Genomic DNA, 14,545 nt, shown 5'->3' with positions numbered 1-14,545 from the left:
CCGTTCCGCTCAATCGGGCCAGCGCATCAGGCCGGCGATACGACGCGCATAGCGTTCTTCAAATGGCGTCGAGATGATTTCGTTCGAGGCCCTGGCCTTGCCAAGTTCCTCATCGAGGCGCCTTGCCACAATTTTCTCTTCGCCCGGATGCAGGTTGCATGGGTCCATATAGAAGTACCCGTGTTCGGCTTCGTGATCGCGCACGATGACAGGATGGGCACCGCGCGCCAGCGCATCGGCGAGATCCCAGGCCGTTATATGCGACTCTTGCGCATTGACGCTCACGCGCAAACGATCAAGTGGATTGTGGGTCGGATCCGGCTCGATCTCGGCGGTGACACCTGGTTTGCCAGTCAGTGTCTGCTTCCACAAATTGAGGTAGCCGGTTTCCTTCTCACGAATGCCGGCATGGTCACGCTTTTCCCAGGCTTCCAGTGCGGCAATGGTGCCAAGGATGCTTTCCTTGCCAAGCTTCATGCCGCGGCCGATCCCCATGTTTTGCAGGAAGGCACTGCGCACCAGCGCCTTGCGCCCGGCAACAATGCCGCCGGTCGGTCCGCCGAGAAATTTGTGCGAGGAATAGAGGGCGATATCGGCGCCCTGTGCGAGGAAGATCTTCAGATCATATTCCGACGCGGCATCGACGATGACCGGCACGCCGCGCGCATGGCAGACCTCGGCAAATTTCTTCAGGGCGATGAGCCCATACTGAACGGTGTGATGCGAAACGACGAAGACCGCTGCTGCCGTGCGCTCATTGATAGCGCCTTCGAGGTGATAGGGATAGCATGACGTCGCCTGGCCGATGAGCACGGCCCTGGCGCCAGAAAGGCGGATGCCCTGATCGACCGGTGCGCCATAGCTGACAACATGCCCTGTCTGAATAATGACCTCGTCCTTTAACCCTGTCGTGTCGGGCAGACGCTCGATGGCAGCGAGATCGTTTCCGGTCATCGTTGCGGCAACGGCGAGGCTTATGCCCGCCGAACAGGACGCCGTGACAAAGCCTGCCTCGCCGCCGGTCAGGCGTGCGATCACGGGGCTTGCCATTTTGTGCAGATCATTGATTTCCACGAATTGCGGGAGTATGGCACTCATGGCTGCGACAGCTTCCGGCACGACGATCGACGCGCCGAGCGATGTCATGGTCCCCGACACATTGATGACGGGTCGAAGGCCGAGGGACTGGCGCAAATCGGGCGGCGTGTGAGAGTCGGTCATGCTATTCTCCTTGAAGTGATGCTGCCGAGCAAAATATTCCATTTGCTTGGCATATATGCCGTTATAATGTAATAAAGAGTCGCAAGACTGAATGATCCTGCCAGGAGCCTGAACGTGGACGCAAAGACATCAGACATGGACGCCACCGGCGGTTTTGACAAAACCGAAAAGGCCGACGCGAAGGTCAAGCGATCGCGTGTCAGCGGCATTGACCGCGCGCTGCAGGTTCTCGACCATTTGTACGAGACAGGAAGCCCGGCCGGTGTCTATGCCATCGCAAAGGCGATCGGTGCGCCGCTTTCCACCGTCTATGTGATTATCGACGATCTGGTCGAAAAGAACCTGCTTTCGCGAAACAGTGACAGCTCGGTCTGGCTGGGTGCGCGGCTTTACCATTACGGCCTTGCCTATGCGCGTTCGCTGGATTTCCTCAACGTCGCCAATCACGAAATGCACAATCTCAGCCGCGTTTCGGGCGAGACGGTTCAGGTTTGTGGCCGCGACGGCGACCATATGATGGTGCTGGCCATGGCTGATGGTCCGGGACATTTCCAGGTAACGTCTCGTGTCGGCACCCGGGTGCCACTCAACTGGACCGCGTCCGGGCGACTGCTGGTTGGCCATCTGCCGGAACAAGAGCGGCTGGACCTGTTCGAACATTGCGCCAAATCCTCGCCGACCGGACGGGCGGTGATCGATCCGGCCGTGCTGTCGGAATCGGCCAGGCAGGCCTTGCAGGCCCGCATTTCCATCCAGGCGGGCGAATCCGACTATGCCGTTGCCTGCGTTGCCTCGCCCATTTGCGACGACAAGGGAACATGCATTGCGACCATATCCATCGTTCTTCCCGAACAAAAGATCACCGATCATCCCGAGCGTTATACGACCGAGGTCAAGGCTTCGGCGGAACGGATTGAAACGGTGATGGGTTGGCGCAGCCACTCTTAAGCCCTTAGTCTTTCAAGGCGATGATCGCCTCGATCTCCACGGTGATATTTCCCGGCAGTGAGCCGAAGCCAACCGCCGAACGCGCATGGTTCCCGGCTTCGCCGAACACGTCGATGAGAAGATCCGAACAGCCATTGATGACCGAGGGATGATCGGCAAAATCGGGCACGGCATTGACCATGCCGAGAAGTTTTACAACGCGCTTGACGCGGCCCAAATCCCCCAGGGCCGACTGCATGACCGCAAGCAGGTTGATGCCGGTCAGACGCGCGTGCTTGTAGGCTTCTTCGACAGTCACATTGCCACCGACCTTACCGGTATGCATGAAGCCGTCTGCTTCGCGCGGCCCCTGCCCCGAGAGGTAGAGCATATTGCCTTCCTGGATATGGGTAACAAAGTTGGCAATCGGGCTCGGCGCTGGCGGCAGCGTGACGCCAAGCGCCTTCAGGCGGTCGTAGGGAGAAATGTCAGCATCGATTGCCGGACTTGATATATGGCTCAAGGCTTATTCCTTAGCGGTATGAATAGGGCGCGATGGCGCCGGATGTTTCAGGCTCTGCCGGCTGATAGCGGCTGGCAGTGATGAGCTCGTTGCCCAGCACCGCCCAGCGTGGCTCGAACAGTTTGTCGAGCCGTGCTTCGTAGCCCATCGAATCGATAACCGTAAGATCGGAAGCGGCCAGCTCGAAGATGGTGAAATCTGCGCGTGCCCCGGCGGAAAGCAGATTGTCCGTCGGCAGATTGATGGCGGATGCCGGTGAGATCGTCACTGCTTCCACCACCTTGTCGAACGGCATGCCGACACTCAGGAGTTTCGACATGGTGGTGCCAAGATCCCATACGGCAAAATTCAAACTGCGCAGGTGGATGTCGGTCGAGATTGAGAAGGGCAGGAGACCACGCTTAATCGCGACTTCCGCCACGCGGAAGGAGAACGAGGCACCGCCGTGGCCGATGTCGAGGCGGATACCCTCGCCTGCACAGCGCGCCGCCAGTTCGAACAGGTCGTCGTCCTCGATAATGCTGCTGCCCACCTTGCCATTGAAGCAATGGGTGATGATATCGCCGGGCCCGAGAATCTCCAGGACTTCGTCATAGAGAGCCGGCGGCTCGCCGACGTGCACCATCATCGGGATTTTGAGAATCTTGGCGAGCTTTTTGCCCACTTTGACCGGTGTCACGCCCCATGACCCGGTTATGACGTGGCTGGCGCGCACTTTCAGACCGACAATATGATCGCGGTTTTCGTTGACGCAGGCCACCGTACGGTCAATATCGATCGAGCGGATGTCGCTGAGTTCGCTTACGCGGTTGCAGGCGACCAGCCCTATCGAGCCGAGGTTCAAAAACGCCTTGATGCGCTCGCGCGCCGGCTCGATGATGTATTCGCGAAATCCGTGAAAGTTGGCTTCGCCGGCTGAACCCGCATCGACGATGGTCGTTACACCCCGCTGCGCGCCGCACACTTGCGGACGAACGGAAATGTCGGTGCCGCCGTGCCAGATATGGGTATGCAGATCAACCCAGCCCGGTGAAATCCACGCGCCGTTGGCATCGACACGGCGAATGTCGGCCTGAACGTTCAGCGACCGGCCGAATTCGGCGATCTTTCCGTCGGCATCGATCAGAATGTCGATCGTCGAAGATGGTGTGTCAGGTCCGAAGGCAACCGGTTTGACGTTGGTCAGCAACAAACGACCATCGGTTGCAAAAGAGGCAGGCATGATCAGAGATCCTTTCTGAGGCGGGGGTCGAGAAGGTCGCGGAACCCGTCGCCGACCATCTGCAGGGAAAGAACGGCAAGCACGATGGCGATGCCGGGAAACAGCGTCATCCAGTCGGCCTTGCCGATATATTGTCGCCCTGAAGCGATCATCGTGCCCCAGGTCGGCACTTCGGGGCTGACACCGAGCCCAAGAAAGGACAACCCCGCTTCCGCCAGCATCGCATTGGCAAAGAGGAAGGTTCCCTGGACGAGAATGGGCGAGAGCAGGTTGCGCAGGATGTGCCGCGTCATGATATGGCGCGTCGAGATGCCGAGCGATGTTGCCGCCTCCACATAGGGCAGCTCGCGGATGACCAGCGTCGAAGCGCGCACGATACGGGCGAGCCGCGGCGCGTAGACGATGCTGAGCGCGACGATGACTGTGGTCAGCGATGGCCCGAGCGCAGCGACAAGTGCAATGGCCAGCAGAATGTCGGGAAAAGCCATCATCGCATCGATCAGCCGGGTAATCGGCGCATCGAGCTTTTGGAAGAAGCCGGCAAGAATGCCGAGCGTGACACCAATCAGCGATGCCAGCACGACGACCGCAAAGCCGACCATCAGCGACAGGCGGGCCGAGAAGATCGTGCGCGAGAACACGTCGCGGCCAAATTCATCGGTGCCGAAAAACCATCGCATGTCGGGCGGCTTTAGTCTGTTGACGATGGACAATTTGTTTGGCGCGTAGGGCGTGATCAACGGCGCAAACACGGCAAGAACCACGAAGATGGCCAGCACGATCAATCCGAAGAGCACAGTTTTGCGCCGGATGAGGACGCGAAAGAATTTGGAGCGCTCGCTCATGGGTACGTTTGTTATGATTTCAGTCATCAGTAGCGCACCCTTGGATCAACGACGAGGTAGAGCATGTCGATGGCGAAATTGATGAGAACATAGAGCGCCGCGATGATGAGGAGCGCGCCCTGGATGACGGGATAATCGCGGCGCAGCACCGCGGACACAACGAGGCTGCCGACCCCGGGCAGACCAAAGACGGTCTCAGTGACCACCGCACCGGAAATCAACACTGCGGCAGTCAGGCCAACGACGGTGAGGATGGGGATCAGGGCATTCTTGAAAGCGTGTTTCAGCACCACGCGCCGCTCATCCACACCCTTGGCACGGGCCGTGCGGATATAGTCATCGCCTAGCACATCGAGCATCGAAGCCCGGGTGAAACGCATGATGAGGGCGGAAGAGACAATGCCAAGCGCGAATGCGGGGAGAACCAGGTAACCGAGCCGCTCCGTCAGCGATGTGCCGGGGCCGCCATAGCCCGATACGGGGAAAAGGCCGAACCGCACAGCAAATATCTGCATCAAAATGAGACCGAGCCAGAAACTTGGAATGCTTGCGGCGAGCATTGCCAGCGCGGTCGCCGCCTGATCGAAGAACGATCCGCGGCGATAGGCGGCGTAGATGCCGATCGGAATGGCAATGACGCTGGCGATCAGCAGCGAAAATATGGTGAGAAAAAAGGTCGGCTCGGCGCGCTGCGCCAGTGCCTGCAGTACAGGCTGGTCGAGGAAGATCGACTGTCCAAGATCACCTTGCACAAGGTTGCCGATGAAATACACATATTGCACCGGGATCGACTGATCGAGCCCAAGCTGCTGACGCAAGGCGGCGATGTCTGTAGCGGTCGCTTCCGGTCCAAGCATGACGGCAGCCGGATCACCGGGCGTGACGCGAACGATGATGAAAACAATCGTCACCACCAGGAACATCACGATGATCATGCCGATAAAGCGTTGAAGTATGTAACGGAGCATCTGGGCGGATTGATCCTGTTTGCAATTCAGTCAGGCATGGGCGCGGACGGACGGGCCTCATCCGCGCCAATTGCAATTGCGTCACTGCTTGAGCGACACGTTCCAAAAGTAGGGCCACGGTGCCGGCGTGAAGCCTTCGACTTTGGGTGACTTGGCCGACAGCGCATTGAAATCGCCGATCTTGATGATCGGCACTTCGGCATAGATCACCTTCTGAACTTCGGCCCACAAAGCCACACGCTTTTGCGGGTCAACTTCCGCATTGAAGGCATCGACAGCCACCTTGCGCGCCGGCGTATCCCAATTGCCCGGAGCGCTGGTCGACATGGCACCGATCAAGGCGGGTTCTGGCAGGAACGGGCTGTGGCTGATATAAATGTCCCACAGCTTCGGGTCGGCACGGCGCTGCGTCAGCGTTGCCCAGTCGACGACCTGCATGTCGACGGTAAAGCCCGCAGCCTTCAAATATTCGGCTGCAACCTGCGCCATCTTATAATGGAACTCATACTGGCGGCTGGTCAGGATGCGCAGCGGCTCGCCATTATAGCCGGCTTTCTTCAGCTCCTCTGCGGCCTTTTCAGGGTCCGCCACATTATAGGCGCCTTGTGTACCTGCATCTGTCTTCCAGCTGTAGCCGTCGGGATACATGGACGGATTGAGCGAATAGAAATCCGTGCTGCCGAAGGCCGCCGCCAACATGTCTTCCATGCTTAAGGCATCGCGGACAGCCAGGCGCAGATCCTGGCTCTTGGTGATACCCTGACTGGTGTTCATGACGAAGACCGGCCAGCCGAATGGCTTGAGCAGAACGGCTTCGGTCGCCTTTTGATCCTTCAGCCGATCAAAGGCCTCGACCGGCAGGCTGTCGACATAATCGAACTGGCCGGAAAGGGCGCCTTCGACACGGGTATTGGGGTCCGGCACCGGAACGAAGCGGATTTCGTCCAGATATTGATGGCGCGCACCGCCATAACCATTTTCGGCGCCTTCGGGAGATTTGTAATCGGCGAAGCGCGTGAGCTGGATATACTGGTCGGCCTTGCGCTCCTTCAGCATATAGGGCCCGGTCCCGATGGGATCGGTCATGGGGTTTTGCTGTTTTTCGCTTGGGAGGATGATCGCAGCGGCATTGTTGAATGCCAGCAGCGACACCAGTGGTGCGTAAGGTGCGGTGAGGGTGATTTTGACCGTTGCGGGATCGGCGGCCTCGATTGAGCTGACCATTGGAGCCGTCTGCTTGCCGCGCGAGGCAATCTCGGTCCAGCGCTTGAGCGAGGCGACGACGTCTGCCGCATCCATATCCGTGCCATCATGGAACTTGACGCCGGTACGCAGCTTTATGGTGTAGACTCTGCCATCAGCCGATACATCCGGAAGGCTGGCGGCAAGCAGCGGCGTAACGTTCCAGCTCTTGTCAAATGTATAGAGTGTCTCGAAAATGTGCTGCGAGACGATGCCGACAAGATCGGCGGTCGAAGCCATCGCGTCGAGCGTGGGCGGCTCGCCGATCGTGGCGACATTGATGACGCCGCCTTTTGACTGGGCGAAAGCAGCGGGGCTAACAGCAATCAGCGCTGAACCAAGAAGGAGTGCGAGCTTCAGTGATTTCATGACGGACGGTTCCCTTTGTTATTCCACTATTATGGATTATAATGCTTTATAGTAGAATAGATCAAATGCTGGCGCTGCTGTCAATGCACAAAGAAAAAGGGCAGCACGGTTAAGCGCTGCCCAGGATCCTAAGAATGTTGAATGTCTTAAATGATGCCGCCACCTCCGGCCATGGCGAGCGGACGCTCCTTGCCGATCAACCGGCGGTAGCCACTGTTGCGATAGGTGGCGATGGGATCGATCGCACCGCCTGAACGGCGGCGGGCTTCGGCCAGGATGGGTTCGACATCGGTGCGGTAAGCCCGTTTCAACGCATCTGAAGCCATCAGCGCATCGTTTTCGTCCTGATAGGCGCTCAGTGCGCTGCGCTCGACAAGCAGGGCCTGGGCATAGGCACGGCGAATTTCATTGGCACTGGAGATCAGGCTTTCAATCGGATCGGTGACGTTGTGCGACTGATCGATCATGTGGGCGGGATTAAAATCTTCCACGCCGCGATCTTGCGCATCGACCAGTTCGTTGAACACCAGGAACAGCCGGTAGGGATTGATCGAGCCCGCGTCCAGATCGTCATCGCCATATTTGGAATCGTTGAAGTGAAAGCCGCCCAGTTTCTTGAACTGTATCAGCCGCGAAACGATCATTTCGATATTGGTATTGGGGGCATGGTGGCCAAGATCGACGAGACACAAGGCCTTTGGCCCCAGTGTCTGCGCAATCAGGTAATTGGTCCCCCAGTCCTGCACGACCGTCGAATAGAATGCCGGCTCGTACATCTTGTGCTCGGAGAATATGCGCCAATCGTCCGGCAATGCCTTGTAGATTTCGGCCATGGAAGCAAGGTAGCGCTCGAAGGATTTGGCGAAATTGCTCTGCCCCGGAAAATTCGAGCCGTCGCCGATCCACACGGTCAGGGCTTTTGAACCGATCGTCCGGCCGATTTCAATACACTCAAGATTGTGCTCGATGGCCTGCGCCCGCGTTGCCGCGTCCACATGACTGAGCGAGCCAAATTTGTAGGAATGTGCCTGATCCGGCGCGTCGGAAAATGTATTCGAATTCATCGCATCAAAGCCAAGGCCGAGGGCTTGCGCATGGGTTTTCAGACGCTTTGGGTCAGCCTTGTCCCAGGGAATGTGCAGCGAGACAGTTGGCGTCGTGCGCGTCAGCTGCTGGATCACCGCGCAATCGTCGAGCTTGTCGAAGATGCCACGCGGTTCACCCAGGCCGGGGAAACGCGCAAAGCGGGTTCCGCCCGTGCCGACACCCCACGAGGGTAAGGCGACGAAAAAGCCGGCGACTTTCTCCGTGATGGCATCGATATCGATGTTGCGCCGCGCAAGCTGGGCCCCAAGCGCCTCGTAATCGCTTTTGTGCGCGCCAAGCAGTGTGTCGTTCTGCGACGCAATCAGCTCGCCGGAAATGTGCAGTTCAGCCATAATGTCCTCCCGAGACCCATATTACCGCGTAAAGCTCTGCGCGTTACCCGCATCGACATTGATAATGTTACCGGTTGATTTTGCAGAAGCATCCGAGGCGAGGAAGTATACCGCTTCGGCAATGTCTTCGGGTAACACATTGAGCTTCAAAAGCGAGCGCTTGCGATAGTGTTCCTCGAGCTCATCGACCTGCAAATTGGAGGAGGCGGCGCGCTGTTCACGCCATTCGCCGTTCCAGATCTTCGAGCCACGCAGGACGGCGTCGGGATTGACCGTATTGACCCTTATACCACCTTCCGCGCCTTCCAACGCAAGGCAGCGGGCAAGGTGGATTTCCGCCGCCTTGGCGGCGCAATAGGCGCTGGCATTGGGCGATGCTGCAAGGCCATTCTTGGAGGCGACAAACACCACATTGCCGCCGATCTTCTGCCGCCGGAACAGGCGGAAAGCTTCGCGCGAAACGAGGAAATAGCCGGTTGCCAGAATGTCGATATTGCGCGTCCACATCGAAAGTTCTGTGGTCTCAATCGGTGCGGAGGAGGCGATACCCGCATTGGAAACGAGAATGTCGACACCGCCAAATTCGACCGCGGCCTCGGTAAAGCTGGCGATGACGCCAGCCTCGTTTGTCACGTTCAACGGGATGCTGCGCACGGTATCGGCCGTATAGCGCTTGGCAAAATCCTCGTGTGCCACCTTTAGTGCTTCAGCATCAATATCGGCGAGTACGACACAGGCGCCCTCGCCCAGCAGCCGCTCGGCTGTGGCACGACCGATGCCGCCGGCACCGCCCGTCACGAAGGCAACGCGCCCAGCCAATGATTTTGGCTTGGGCATGCGCTGTAATTTGGCTTCTTCAAGCAGCCAATATTCGATATCGAAAGCCTCTTGTTCCAGGAGCCCCTGATATTGGGAAACTGACGAAGCGCCGCGCATGACGTTGATGGCGTTGACGTAGAACTCGGCGGCGATGCGCGCCGTTGCCTTGTCCTTGGCGAACGACAACATGCCAACGCCGGGGATCAGGAAAATCACCGGATTGGGGTCGCGCATGGCAGGCGAGTTGGCATGTTTGCAGTCGTTATAATAGCGGGCATAGTCGGCGCGGTAGGCCTCCAGCGCGCCCTCAAGCGAAGCGACGACAGCCTCGGCATCGGGCTGTGCGGGATTGAAGTCGAGTACCAATGGCCGGATTTTCGTGCGCAGGAAATGATCCGGGCAACTGGTGCCGAGTGCTGCCAGCGGGTGCAACTCGTTCGAGTTGACGAACTCAAGCACAGCAGGCTGATCGTCGAAATGCCCAAGCTTGCGCTCCGATAAACCGATCTTGCCGCGAATTTCCGGCATCAGCCTTGCAGCAATCGCACGGCGTTCCGAAGGTTCAAGCGACTGGGTGGCCTGCCCACCGAAAGCCGATTTACCCGCTAACTTTTGGTCGAACCAGACAATCGCCTTATTGATGATTTCCAGCGTCAGTTCGTAACATGCCTTGGCCTCGTTGGCCCAGGTGAAAAAGACCGTGGCTTTCGAGGACGACGCCCTTGGCGTTTGGATGGGCAGCCACGTAAGCGCCGAGATCCAACCCAAGCTGGAAACCGGGACGGCGCCACGGCAGCCAGCCAATGTCCTCGCCAAATATTTCCCTGGTCAGTTCGCGGGAATTCTTCGACGCAGCGATGGCGATGATAGCGTCGGGATGCATGTGGTCGACGTGTTTGAACGGGACGAAACCATGTAATGGTGTATCAATGGAGGCGGCGCGGCTGTTAAGATTGAAGGTGCAGTGCGGCAGAAAGCCGACCATGCGGTCCTCGTCGTCGACACCCTTGTAAATGGACTTTAGCGATTGAAGCTTTTCCATATAGAGCGTGGCAAAACCATCCAGCTTGATCGTGCCGACATCGCCGCCCGATCCCTTGACCCACAGCACCTCGACCGGCTGACCGGTCAGCGGATCGCTCTGACTTACTTTTGCAGAGGTATTGCCGCCGCCATAATTGGTGATGCGCTTATCGGCGCCCAGCAGATTGGAACGATAAAGCAGCTTGCCCGGCTCATCCAGGCCTGCCGCTTTTTGATCGTCCCAACGATTATCCAGAAGTTGGACCTTGTCTGCCATATTTGCCTCCCGATAGGTCAATTGCCGGCAAGGCACGTGTCGCCAAGCCGCCGTCATTTGCGTTAGCTATGGAGCAGTTTACGTTTTCATGTCAATCACAAACGATCAATTTCGATCATAAACTTCCATTGTGCAGTGCAATATGAAACTTTTTGATTGAAGTTGATTGACACTGATCATGGATTTGCGCAATAGATTGTCACAAGAGGAGGAAGTGCAATGCACGAGCGTGAGCGTCACCGCATCATTCTGAGCGCTGTTCAGGAAAAGCCGGTCATCACCATTCAGGACATAGCCGAACTGACGGAAGCGTCGGAGGCAACCATCCGTCGTGACATTGCCTCGCTCCACGTCAAGGGAAAGCTGCGCCGTGTGCGCGGCGGTGCTGAAGCGGTTCATCCGCCGCAGTTGACCCCGCTTGCTGGCCGTCACTTTCATGTTTCCGAATCCGAAAACGCCGACAAGAAGCGCGCCATCGCCCGCGAGGCAGTCGCCTTATGCGAAGAGGGTGATGCGATCATTATCAATGGCGGCACGACCACCTTTCAGATGGTACACTTTCTATCCGCACGGCGCCTGCAGGTGATGACCAATTCCTTTGCCATTGCCGAGCATCTTGTCAAGAATTCCAAAAGCTCGGTCACGGTGCCCGGTGGTGCGATTTACCGCGAGCAAAGCATTATTTTGTCGCCGTTCGACAATGACGTGACGCGCAATTTCTATGGCAAACGCATGTTCATGGGCTCGCAAGGGGTTGGACCATTCGGCGTCATGGAATCCGATGCGCTGATCATTCAGGGCGAGCAGAAACTGATCAACCAGGCCGAAGAGTTGGTGCTGCTGGTTGACTCGACCAAGTTCGCCCGCCGGTCGAGCTTGATCCTCTGCCCGTTGCAGCGCGTTGCGACCATTATCACCGATGACGGCATTTCAGATGCGGACCGCAAAATGGTCGAGGACGCCGGCGTTCAACTCATCATCGCACAGGTCAATCAATCAAGAAATTCCGTATCGGTCGCTTGAGGCCGGAACGGTGTTGACGAACCATTCGTTTAATCTCTGGGAGGACAGACAATGAAACTTTTAAAGAAACTCGCACTGGGATCGGCGCTCGCCCTTGCCATGTTGGCATCGCACGCTCAGGCCGAAACCGTCAAGATCGGCCTGGTCGTCAAATCCCTTGGCAACGGCTTTTTCGAAGCGGCCAATAAGGGGGCACAGGAAGCCGCCAAGGAACTTGGCGATGTGGAGGTCATCTATACTGGCCCGACATCGACGACGGCCGAAGGACAGATCGAGGTCATCAACGCGCTGATTGCGCAAAACGTCAACGCCATCGCGATTTCCGCCAATGATCCCGACGCGGTTGTGCCCGCGCTGAAAAAAGCTGCAGCCCGCGGCATCAAGGTTATTTCCTGGGATTCCGCTGTCGCCAAGGATGGCCGCATCATGCATCTCAATCCCTCGTCAAACGAGCTGATCGGCAAGATGTGCCTGCAGTTGGCCGCCAATCATTTGAAGGATGGCAAGGGTGACTTTGCCATTCTTTCGGCGACGACGACCTCGACCAACCAGAACACCTGGATCGAGGAGATGAAGAAGCAGCTGCCGAATTTTCCTGGCCTCAATCTGGTGACCACCGTCTACGGAGATGACCTGTCTGACAAAAGCTATCGCGAAGCGCAGGGCCTTTTGACCTCACAGCCGAATGTCAAGGTCATTGTCGCTCCGACAACCGTTGGCGTGCTTGCCGCATCACAGGCTGTGGCCGATGCCAAGAAGATCGGCGACGTCTATGTGACCGGACTTGGTCTTCCCTCGGAAATGGCTGGCGCTATCAAGTCGGGTGCAACGAAGGAATTTGCCATCTGGAATCCGATCGACCTTGGCTATTCGGCAACGCAGATTGCCTATCGCCTGGTCAAGGGGGAAACGGATGGTGCTGCGGGCAGCGAAATTGCCGCCGGACGTATGGGCAAGATCAAGATTGGCGACAATGGCGAGGCTGCCATGGCCGATCCTTTCGTCTACGACGCCAAGAACATCGACGAGTTTTCCAAGATCTTCTGATCCTGCACAACCCCGTCAGGCCCGGCAGGTTTTCTGCCGGGCACTTTTTTCTCTTTCGGTATGATCGATGAACAAGATTGCCCTTTCCGAGCCATTGTCCGAAACGCCGCTGCTTGAGATGCGCGGCATCTCCAAATCGTTTCCCGGCGTCAAAGCGCTCAATGATGTCAATATCGCCCTGTTTCCCGGCATGGTTACGGCGCTCATTGGCGAAAACGGTGCGGGGAAGTCGACGCTCGTCAAAATTCTCACCGGGATCTACCAGTCGGACGAAGGAGAAATCCACGTTGACGGCAAGCCGGTGGCCTTTGCCAATGCGCAGGACGCGATCGATTTCGGCGTAACCGCAATCCACCAGGAGACCGTGCTTTTCGACGAGTTGTCGGTCGCCGAAAATATCTTTCTCGGCCATGCGCCGAAAACCCGGCTTGGTTTTGTCAACTGGAAGGCCGTGAACGCACGGGCACTTGCACTGCTGCATTCGCTGGAAAGCAATATCGATCCGCGCACGCGGCTGAAGGATCTTTCCATCGCCCAGCGCCACCTCGTGGCCATTGCCCGGGCGCTGTCTGTTGATGCGCGCATTGTCATCATGGATGAGCCGACCGCTGCGCTTTCGCGCAAGGAAGTCGATGACCTGTTCCAGATCGTCAAGCGGCTCAAAGCGCAGGGCAAGGCTGTACTGTTCATCAGTCACAAGTTCGATGAAGTCTACGAGATCGCCGACCATTATGCCGTCTTCCGTGACGGCAAGGCCGTCGGCAGTGGCGTACTTGCCGGTGTTGGTCAGGACGAGATCGTCAAGCTCATGGTTGGCCGGTCGATCGAACACGCTTTTCCCAAAGTCGAGATACCGCTCGGCGAGACCGTGCTTTCGGTCGACAATTACAGCCACCCGACCGAGTTCCGCGATATTTCCTTTGCCTTGAAAAAGGGCGAAATTTTCGGGATTTATGGTCTGGTCGGTGCGGGCCGCTCGGAGATTTGCCAGTCGCTGTTCGGCGTCACAAGACCCTCTAGCGGCTCGCTCAAACTAGACGGCAAGGAGCTCGCGTTCCACTCGCCTGCCGATGCGATCAAAGCCGGTATCGTCTACGTGCCGGAAGAACGCGGCCGCCATGGCGCAGTGTTGCAATTGCCAATCTACCAGAACATCTCGCTGCCGTCATTGACCCGCACTTCCCGCTCCGGTTTCCTGCGCGCAGCCGAGGAATTCGCCCTGGCGCGCAAATATGCCGAGCGTTTTGATCTGCGTGCCGCCGCCCTCTCGATTCCGGTGGGAAATCTGTCCGGCGGCAATCAACAGAAAGTGGTCATCGGCAAATGGCTGGCCACGCACCCGAAAATTCTCATTCTCGATGAACCGACCAAGGGCATCGACATCGGCTCGAAAGCTGCGGTCCATGCTTTCATCAGCGAGCTTGCCGGCGAAGGTCTCAGCATCATCATGGTCTCCTCGGAACTGCCGGAAATCCTCGGCATGTCTGACCGGGTTCTTGTCATGCGCGAGGGCCTGTCCGCCGGTGTCTATGAGCGCGATCACCTGAGCGCAGAGACGTTAGTCCGCGCCGCAACAGGCAATGCCTGAGGACCAGAAATG

11 protein-coding genes and 1 pseudogene are annotated in these 14,545 nt (G+C 57.7%); 4 read left to right on the top strand and 8 right to left on the bottom strand.

Annotated elements, in window-relative coordinates:
- Positions 1–9: 9 nt before the first annotated feature.
- Positions 10–1,221: an aminotransferase class V-fold PLP-dependent enzyme gene (locus N8E89_RS21930; RefSeq protein ID WP_262263202.1), complete on the bottom strand. Its 1,212-nt coding sequence runs from the start codon at positions 1,219–1,221 to the stop codon at positions 10–12.
- Between the two features lie 114 nt (positions 1,222–1,335).
- Between N8E89_RS21930 and N8E89_RS21925 the strand changes: the two genes are divergently transcribed.
- Positions 1,336–2,169 (top strand): IclR family transcriptional regulator, encoded by an 834-nt coding sequence (locus N8E89_RS21925; RefSeq protein WP_410010450.1) that lies wholly within the window; start codon positions 1,336–1,338, stop codon positions 2,167–2,169.
- Between the two features lie 4 nt (positions 2,170–2,173).
- On the opposite strand, the gene N8E89_RS21920 is transcribed toward N8E89_RS21925, so the two are convergent.
- From N8E89_RS21920 to N8E89_RS21890, 7 genes and pseudogenes are all read right to left on the bottom strand, one after another.
- Positions 2,174–2,671, bottom strand: a complete 498-nt coding sequence (locus N8E89_RS21920) for a RidA family protein (protein ID WP_410010449.1) — start codon at positions 2,669–2,671, stop codon at positions 2,174–2,176.
- Between the two features lie 10 nt (positions 2,672–2,681).
- Positions 2,682–3,893 (bottom strand): amidohydrolase/deacetylase family metallohydrolase, encoded by a 1,212-nt coding sequence (locus N8E89_RS21915; RefSeq protein WP_262263201.1) that lies wholly within the window; start codon positions 3,891–3,893, stop codon positions 2,682–2,684.
- 2 nt (positions 3,894–3,895) lie between these two features.
- Positions 3,896–4,765: an ABC transporter permease gene (locus tag N8E89_RS21910; RefSeq protein WP_262263200.1), complete on the bottom strand. Its 870-nt coding sequence runs from the start codon at positions 4,763–4,765 to the stop codon at positions 3,896–3,898.
- Positions 4,765–5,706: an ABC transporter permease gene (locus tag N8E89_RS21905; RefSeq protein WP_262263199.1), complete on the bottom strand. Its 942-nt coding sequence runs from the start codon at positions 5,704–5,706 to the stop codon at positions 4,765–4,767. The genes N8E89_RS21910 and N8E89_RS21905 overlap by 1 nt, the downstream gene beginning before the upstream one ends.
- An 81-nt stretch (positions 5,707–5,787) precedes the next feature.
- Entirely contained in the window at positions 5,788–7,317 is a 1,530-nt protein-coding gene (locus N8E89_RS21900) for an ABC transporter substrate-binding protein (protein WP_262263198.1), read from the bottom strand.
- Between the two features lie 146 nt (positions 7,318–7,463).
- On the bottom strand, positions 7,464–8,756 hold the full coding sequence (rhaI, locus tag N8E89_RS21895) for an L-rhamnose catabolism isomerase (protein WP_262263197.1): 1,293 nt from the start codon (positions 8,754–8,756) through the stop codon (positions 7,464–7,466).
- Between the two features lie 21 nt (positions 8,757–8,777).
- Positions 8,778–10,875 (bottom strand): annotated as a pseudogene (locus tag N8E89_RS21890) (bifunctional rhamnulose-1-phosphate aldolase/short-chain dehydrogenase).
- Positions 10,876–11,094: 219 nt separating this feature from the next.
- Here N8E89_RS21890 and N8E89_RS21885 point away from each other — a divergent pair.
- The 3 genes from N8E89_RS21885 (at position 11,095) to N8E89_RS21875 (ending at position 14,533) form a co-directional block, all read left to right on the top strand.
- Positions 11,095–11,898: a DeoR/GlpR family DNA-binding transcription regulator gene (locus tag N8E89_RS21885; protein WP_262263196.1), complete on the top strand. Its 804-nt coding sequence runs from the start codon at positions 11,095–11,097 to the stop codon at positions 11,896–11,898.
- Positions 11,899–11,949: 51 nt separating this feature from the next.
- A complete protein-coding gene (gene rhaS / locus N8E89_RS21880; RefSeq protein ID WP_262263195.1) occupies positions 11,950–12,945 on the top strand; it encodes a rhamnose ABC transporter substrate-binding protein in 996 nt (331 codons plus the stop codon).
- A 67-nt stretch (positions 12,946–13,012) separates the two neighbouring features.
- Positions 13,013–14,533, top strand: coding sequence for a sugar ABC transporter ATP-binding protein (locus N8E89_RS21875; protein WP_262263194.1), 1,521 nt, complete (start codon positions 13,013–13,015; stop codon positions 14,531–14,533).
- The last annotated feature ends 12 nt before the right edge of the window (positions 14,534–14,545 follow it).

It is taken from the genome of Phyllobacterium sp. A18/5-2, from assembly GCF_025452215.1.
Lineage (GTDB): Bacteria > Pseudomonadota > Alphaproteobacteria > Rhizobiales > Rhizobiaceae > Phyllobacterium > Phyllobacterium sophorae.
The sequence above is the reverse complement of the archived record's forward strand: the minus strand, read 5'-3'. Positions and strand labels throughout refer to the sequence as shown.